Source organism: Bacillota bacterium (genome assembly GCA_023511835.1).
Taxonomy (GTDB): Bacteria; Bacillota; Sulfobacillia; order JAIMAT01; family JAIMAT01; genus JAIMAT01.
Window position 1 is genome coordinate 1 of sequence record JAIMAT010000090.1, and the last position, 7,126, is coordinate 7,126.

Consider the following 7,126-nt stretch of genomic DNA (forward strand, 5'->3'; position numbering starts at 1 on the left):
GGTTCCAAGCTCGTTTCGCCTCCGGGCGCCCGTTCCACACCCCTGCCGCCATCCCCTCCCGGGCGGGGGCCGGCCCGACCCCGGGAAGGGGCCGCCCCCGCCCAAGGGCAGGAGCCGGCCCCGCCACCGCCAACTCTCGCCTCCGAGGAGGCGATCGTCCCGTGACCCCCGACGAGATGGTCGAGGGCTTCCTGCGCCACCGGCGCGCCACGCAGGCCATCGCCCGGCTGATGCCGGACGAGCGCTTCGACGACCACCCCTGGGAGGGCGGGCGCAGCTTCGGCGAGCTCCTCCTCCACATCGTCGACTCCGCCGACGCCATGCTGGGCGGCGCCGCCGGCCAGCCGGTGGAGCCCCCGGCCGAGCGGCCGTCCACCCCTGCCGCCATCCGCGCCTACCTCGAGGCGCGCACCCCGGCCCAGGAAACGCTGGTCCGCGCGCTCGCCGCCGACCCCCGCGGCGAGGTGCGCTGGCGCGACGCCGCGCTCCCCGCGGAGGTGCTGCTGGCGCGGGCGCGCGAGCACGAGGCCCACCACAAGGGCCAGCTGATGCTGCTCGCGCGCATGGCCGGCGTGCGCGAAGCCATGTTCTACGTGGCCACGTAGGCGGGGCGCGGGTGCGGCACCTTCTCCCCGGAGGCACTTCCTGAAATGGCGTCATGCTGTCATTTCTGACGTCATGACGTCAAATCCGGAAGTGGTCCCGGAGAGAGTGTCCGCACGCCGCTTCCCTGCCCAGCCCGCCCAGCCCGCCGAGTCCGCGCCCGCCCGGCGCGCCGCGCGCCGGCCGCCCCTGGGCTGTGTGGTTGCCGCCCGCCCGCCGCCGCCGCTAGACTGGTGCCTGGCGATGGAGACCGCCGGGCCGGCCCGGAGCGGGCGCCGGCCGAACCGCGGCTACGCTGATGGCTCCTGGTGAAAGCCGGGGGCCTTTTTTCTTCGGGCGCCCCGGGAGAGGGGTGAAGGCTCGTGCATTTCCGCAGCATCCTCTTCGAGCGGCCGGAGGACGGCGGAGAGGAAGAAGAGCCCGCGGCCACCGCCGGCGAGCGCCGGGAGATGCCGGCCTTCTTCCGCGACCTCCACCTCGACCAGCTGCTGGAGCGGCTGACCGAGGGGCGCGAGGAGTACCGCATGGAGCCCTTCTTCTGCGCGCCGCCCGAGAGCCCCGGCGACATCGCCTACCGCCAGGAAGTGGCGCGCGACCTGGAGCGGGAGGCGGTGCGGGGCCCCGTCCAGCGCTTCGGGGAAGCCATGCGCACGCTGCGCCGGTACCTCGAGCGCTCCGAGAAGCTCTACTACCCGTACCAGCGCGACCGCTGGTTCCTCGAGGCGGTGCGGCTCTACTGCGACGCGGTGCGGGAGCTGGGCGAGGCGCTCCGCGCCGCCGCGCCGGCCTCGCGCGGCCTCCGGGGGCTGGCCGCATACCTGGAGGGGTACGCGGGATCGGAGGGCTTCCTCGCGCTGGCGGGCGAGGCGGAGCGGCTCGAGGAAGCTCTGGACCGCATCCGCTACACCCTCCTCATCCGCGGCAGCCGCGTCACCGTCAGCACCTTCGAGGAGGAGCCCGACTACGGCGCCGAGGTGCTCGCCACCTTCGAGCGCTTCGCGCAGGGCGCCGCCAGGGAGGTCCGCTTCAGCTTCCAGGAGCCGGTGGAGATGAACCACGTCGAGGCGGAGGTGCTGGAGGGGGTGGCGCGCCTCGAGCCGGAGACCTTCGCGGCGCTGCGCCGGTTCCACGAGGGGCGGCGGGGCTTCCTGGATCCGGTGGTGCGGCGCTTCGACCGCGAGGTCCAGTTCTACCTCGCCTACCTGGAGCTGGCCGGGCGGCTGCGGGCGGCCGGGCTCGCCTTCTGCTACCCGGAGCTGGCGGAGGCGCCGGGCGAGCTCTACGCCCTCGACACCTTCGACCTGGTGCTGGCCGAGCGGCGGCTGGCGGCGGGGGAGGCGCCGCCCGTCTGCAACGACTTCAAGCTGCACGGGCCGGAGCGCGTCCTGGTGGTGACGGGACCCAACCAGGGGGGCAAGACCACCTTCGCGCGGGCGGTGGGGCAGATCCACTTCCTGGCGCGGCTGGGGCTGCCGGTGCCGGGGCGGGCGGCGCGGCTCCTCCGGACCGACCGCATCTTCACCCACTTCGAGCGCGAGGAGCAGATGGAGAGCCTCCACGGGAAGCTGGAGGAGGAGCTGGTGCGGGTGCGCGCCATCCTGGAGGAGGCGACGCCGCGCTCGCTGGTCGTCCTCAACGAGAGCTTCGCCTCCACCACGCTCCGCGACGCGCTCTTCCTGGGGCGCGAGATCCTGGGGCGCATCCTGGAGCGGGGCGCGCTGGCCGTCTACGTCACCTTCCTCGACGAGCTCTCCCGCCTCGGGCCGGCCACCGTCAGCATGGTGAGCACGGTCTCGCCGGAGAACCCGGCCGAGCGCACCTTCCAGCTGGTGCGGCGGCCGGCCGACGGCTTGGCCTACGCCGAGGCGCTGGCGGAGAAGTACGGCCTCACCTACCGGACGCTCAGGAGGCGGTTGGCGCGATGAAGGTCTGGCTGATGCACCCCGACCGGGACTTCCGCCTGGAGGGCGAGCTGCCCTCGCACGCCGCCGACCTGGTCCAGGACCTGGAGCTGGAGCGGCTCTTCGCCGCCATGGCGCAGGGCGACCGCTTCCTCCTGGAGGTGGCGCGGAAGGCGGTGCTGGAGAGCCTCTCCGAGCCGGAGGCCGTGGCCTACCGCCAGGAAGTCCTGCGCGACGCGCTCGCCCGCCCGCAGGCGGTGCGCGAGCTGTACGAGCTGGCGGTGGCGGCGGGCGAAGACGAGCGGCGGATCTTCCCCGGCTTCCTCAGCCGCTCGCCGGACTCGGTCCTCTACCGCTCCGTCCAGCTCCTGGAGCTCCTGGTGAAGCGCCTCCGGGAGCTGCGGGAGCTGGCCGACCGCCACGGTGACGCCTTCCGCTCCCGCGGCTTCCGCCGACTCTTCGCGACGCTGCGCGAGGAGCTGGACGAGCGCTTCTTCGCCGCCGCGGAGGAGCACCTGAAGGAGCTGAAGTTCCGGGAGGGCGTGCTGATCAGCGCCGCCCTGGGCCCGGGCCTGCGCGGCCGCGACTACGTGCTGCGCCGCCCGCTCCGGGAGCGGCGCGGCTGGCTCGACCGCCTGCTGGGCAAGGGCCGGCCCGCCTACAGCTTCGAGATCGCGCCGCGCGACGAGAGCGGCGCCCGGGCGCTGGCGGAGCTGCGCGACCGCGGGCTGGCCGGCGTGGCCCGGGCGCTGGCCCAGTCGACGGACCACATCCTGGACTTCTTCGCGGCGCTGCGCACGGAGCTGGCCTTCTACCTGGGCGCCCTCCACCTGCGGGACGAGCTGGCCGCCAGGGGGCTCCCCACCTGCATCCCGGAGGCGCTGCCGCCGGGCCGTCCGGCGCTCTCGGCGCGCGGGCTTTACGACGTGGCGCTGGCGCTCCGCCTCGAGGGCGGCGTGGTGGGCAACGACGTGGCCGCCGACGGCAAGCGGCTGGTGGTGGTCACCGGCGCCAACCAGGGCGGCAAGTCGACCTTCCTGCGCAGCGTCGGCCTCGCGCAGCTGATGCTGCAGTGCGGCCTCTTCGTCGGCGCCGAGCGCTTCTCCGCCGACCTCGCCAGCGGGATCTTCACCCACTTCAAGCGCGAGGAAGACCCCTCCCTCCGCGGCGGCAAGCTGGACGAGGAGCTGCGGCGCATGAGCGCCATCGTCGACGCCATCCGCCCGGGCGCGCTCCTCCTCTGCAACGAGTCCTTCGCCTCGACCAACGAGCGCGAGGGCTCCGAGATCGCGCGCCAGATCGTGCGCGCGATGCTCGAGGCGGGCGTCAAGGTCTTCTTCGTCACCCACCTGTACGACTTGGCGGAGGGCTTCCACCGGGAGGGGCGCGAGGAAGCGCTCTTCCTCCGCGCGGAACGCCAGGCGGACGGACGGCGCACCTTCCGCATGGTGGAGGGGGCGCCGCTTCCGACGAGCTTCGGCGAGGATCTCTACCGGCGCATCTTCGGCCCCGCCGGCGGTCGCGACGGGGTTCCCCGGAGGGCGTCTGCGGAATTGACGTCATGATGTCAAAAGTGACGTCATGACGTCGGTTCGGAAAGTGGTCGGGGAGAAGGTCATCGCGCACCGGGGGTGGCGAGCGTGGGCGATGTGGGCGACGTGGGTGGCGTGGGCGAGCGGGTGATCCGGGCGGCGGCGCTTCCTCGCGCGGGGGAGGGCGGCGCGCGCATCGCCATGGTGGCGCCGGCCAGCTACGGGCCGGAGACCTCGCGCGACCTGGCGGCGGTGGAGGAGCTCCGGCGGCTGGGGCACCGGGTGGAGCTGGCGCCGCACTGGCGGAGCCGCCACGGCTACCTGGCCGGCACGGACGAGGAGCGGGCGGCCGACCTGAACGAGCTCTTCCGGCGCGACGACGTCGACCTCATCCTCTGCCTGCGCGGCGGGTGGGGGAGCGCGCGGCTGCTCGACCGCCTCGACTACGCGGCACTGGCGGCGCATCCGAAGCTGATCAGCGGCTTCAGCGACATCACCTCGCTCCACCTGGCCGTCTGGCGGGAGACGGGGCTGGTGACGCTCTACGGGCCGACGCTGAGGCGGCTGGGCGTGCCGGAGGAGACGTTCACCACGCGCTGGTTCTGGCGGCTGGCGCGGGGGGAGGCGGGGGAGGGGGCGGTGCTTCCTCGGCCGGAGGAGGAGGGGTGGACGCCGCAGGGCGGCGCGCTGCGCACGCTGGTGCCGGGGCGGGCGGAGGGGCGGCTCGTGGGCGGCTGCCTCTCGCTGGTGGTGGCCAGCCTGGGGACGCCGTGGGAGATCGAGACCGAGGGGAGGATCCTCTTCCTGGAGGACGTGGACGAGGAGCCGTACCGCGTGGACCGCATGCTGACGCAGCTGCGGCTGGCCGGGAAGCTGGAGGCGGCGGCCGGGCTGGTGATCGGCGAGCTGGTGGGCGGGACGCCGCCGGCCGCCTTCCCCTACGGCTCGCTCAGCTTCGACGACGTGCTCGAGGAGATCGTCGTGCCGCTGGGCGTGCCGGCGGTCTACGGGCTGCCCGTCGGCCACGGGCGGCACCTGGCGGCGCTTCCTCACGGTGCGCGGGCGGAGCTGGACGCCGACCGCTGCGAGCTGCGCCTGCTGGAGCCGGCGGTGGAGGTGGCCGGCGGCACCGGGGCGCGGTGAGAAAGCGGGGAGCGGCGGAGCGGAGGAGCGGGGTCGGGGGCCGGGGGGCGCGCCCCGCTCCCACGGCACGACGGGCGCGCCCCGCTCCGGCCGCTCGACGGGGCCGCGCAGGCCGCTCGGCGGGGCCGCCCGGGCCGCGCGGGCCGCGGCCGTCCCGCGACCCCCGCGCCGCTTGGGCCGGCCCCCGCCCCGGCGGTGCCATCTCTCCCGCAGTCCCCAAGGAGGTCTTCACCCGCCATGAAAGCCGTCTACATCGAGCGCTACGGCGGCCGCGACCAGCTCCGCTACGGCGAGCTGCCCGAGCCCGAGCCCGGCGAGGGCGAGGTGCTGGTCGAGGTCCGCGCCGCCGGCGTCAAGCCCGTCGACTGGAAGATCCGCGAGGGCCGCCTGCGCTCGCGGATCGCCCACGCCTTCCCCCTGGTCCTGGGCTGGGACGTGGCCGGCGTCGTCGCCCGCACCGGGCCGGGCGTCACCCGCTTCCGCCCGGGCGACGAGGTGATGGCGCGCCCCGCCATCGAGCGGAACGGCACCTACGCCGAGTACGTCGCCGTCGCCGAGCGCCTCCTGGCGCCGAAGCCGAGGAACCTCACCTTCGAGGAAGCCGCCTCCCTCCCCCTGGCCGGCCTGACCGCCTGGGAGGCGCTGGTGGAGATCGCCCGCCTCCAACCGGGCCAGCGCGTGCTCGTCCACGGCGGCGCCGGCGGCGTAGGAAGCCTCGCCGTCCAGCTGGCCAAGGCTTTCGGCGCCCGCGTGGCCACCACCACGAGCGGCCGAGCGCGCGGCCGAGCAGGGCGTGCGCACGGCCTACTTCTTCCTCGAGCCCGACGGCGAGAAGCTGGCCAAGCTGGGCCGCCTGGCGGAAGAGGGCAGGCTCCGCCCCGTCGTCGGCGCCCTCTTCCCGCTGGCCGAGGCCGCCCGGGCGCACGAGATGAGCGAGTCCGGCCACGCCCGGGGGAAGATCGTCCTCCGGGTGCGCGGAGGCAGTCGCCGGTAAGTCGCTGGCCGAAGCGTGTGAACAGTGGCGGTGAGTCATACAATAACAGCGAGGTGATACGCGCCGTGGTCCTCTCGCATGTCGGCCCGAAGGGCCAGGTCGTCCTGCCCAAGGCGCTCCGGGACGCCTTTCAGATCCGCCCCGGGGACCGTGTCGTCTTCGACCTCGAGGACGGAAAGATCATCCTCACCCCGGTGCACGCCCGTACCGCCGCCGACCTGAGAGGCATCCTCCGCACGCCCAAGGAAGTGGACCTCCACGAAGGTCGCCGCCTCTACCAGGAGCACCTCGTCGAGAAGCAGACGGCGGGCCGTACGGATGCGTGAAACGAGCCGCCGCGCCCACGTCGACGCCAACGTCGTCCTGCGCCTCCTTCTGGGCGAGCCGGAGGCTCAGGCCCGCGCCGCGGAAGCGCTCTTCGCCCGGGCGGCCCGGGGCGAGGTGACCCTGGTCATCCACCCGGCGGTGCTCGCCGAAGTGGTCTACGTTCTCACGTCACCCAAGCTGGGCGCCTTCGCCCGCCCGCAGGTGGCCGAGGCTCTGCGCGCCCTCTTCGCGCTCGACGGCGTGGAGGTCGCCGATCTCGACGTCGTGATGGCCGCCCTGCGGCGCTTCGAGGAGACGTCGCTGGACTGGGTGGACTGCTGGATGCTGGCGTATGGGCCCAGACTGCCCGTTTACACCTTCGATCAGGGTCTGCTGGCGGCCGGCGGCCTCCTCCCCCGCGCGGACGGCTGACGGCCCTCCGGTCCTGCTGCCACCGGCCCCCCGCTCGGGTTCCCGGCCACCCCCCTTCCACCGGCGCCCCTGCCCCTCTCCCCGCCCCGTACACGAAGTCCCCCGCCGGCCCTCAGCTGGCTGAAATCCCCATCCGGTGACCGAAAGGATCCGCGCCCGCGCTGTCGAATCCCGTCGACGAAGAACCAGTCGTCTAGACGACTACTCGTCCGGTC

General features: G+C 74.2%; 6 protein-coding genes and 1 pseudogene. All 7 read left to right on the top strand.

The features are described 5' to 3' along the window. Positions 1 to 161: 161 nt before the first annotated feature. On the top strand, positions 162 to 605 hold the full coding sequence (locus K6U79_10160; GenBank protein ID MCL6522715.1) for a DinB family protein: 444 nt from the start codon (positions 162 to 164) through the stop codon (positions 603 to 605). Between the two features lie 447 nt (positions 606 to 1,052). Then, complete coding sequence (locus K6U79_10165) at positions 1,053 to 2,528, top strand: DNA mismatch repair protein MutS (protein MCL6522716.1); 1,476 nt, start codon at positions 1,053 to 1,055, stop codon at positions 2,526 to 2,528. Further along, a complete protein-coding gene (locus K6U79_10170) occupies positions 2,525 to 4,069 on the top strand; it encodes a DNA mismatch repair protein MutS (protein MCL6522717.1) in 1,545 nt (514 codons plus the stop codon). The genes K6U79_10165 and K6U79_10170 overlap by 4 nt, the downstream gene beginning before the upstream one ends. A gap of 75 nt (positions 4,070 to 4,144) precedes the next feature. Beyond that, positions 4,145 to 5,179: an LD-carboxypeptidase gene (locus K6U79_10175; protein MCL6522718.1), complete on the top strand. Its 1,035-nt coding sequence runs from the start codon at positions 4,145 to 4,147 to the stop codon at positions 5,177 to 5,179. A gap of 237 nt (positions 5,180 to 5,416) precedes the next feature. Then, positions 5,417 to 6,173, top strand: a pseudogene (locus K6U79_10180) (NADP-dependent oxidoreductase). Positions 6,174 to 6,238: 65 nt separating this feature from the next. Then, positions 6,239 to 6,499 carry an AbrB/MazE/SpoVT family DNA-binding domain-containing protein gene (locus K6U79_10185; GenBank protein MCL6522719.1) on the top strand — a complete coding sequence of 87 codons (261 nt, stop codon included), beginning with the start codon at positions 6,239 to 6,241 and terminating at the stop codon, positions 6,497 to 6,499. Continuing rightward, positions 6,492 to 6,911 (top strand): PIN domain-containing protein, encoded by a 420-nt coding sequence (locus tag K6U79_10190; protein ID MCL6522720.1) that lies wholly within the window; start codon positions 6,492 to 6,494, stop codon positions 6,909 to 6,911. Before K6U79_10185 ends, K6U79_10190 begins: the two co-directional genes overlap by 8 nt. Positions 6,912 to 7,126: the final 215 nt, after the last annotated feature.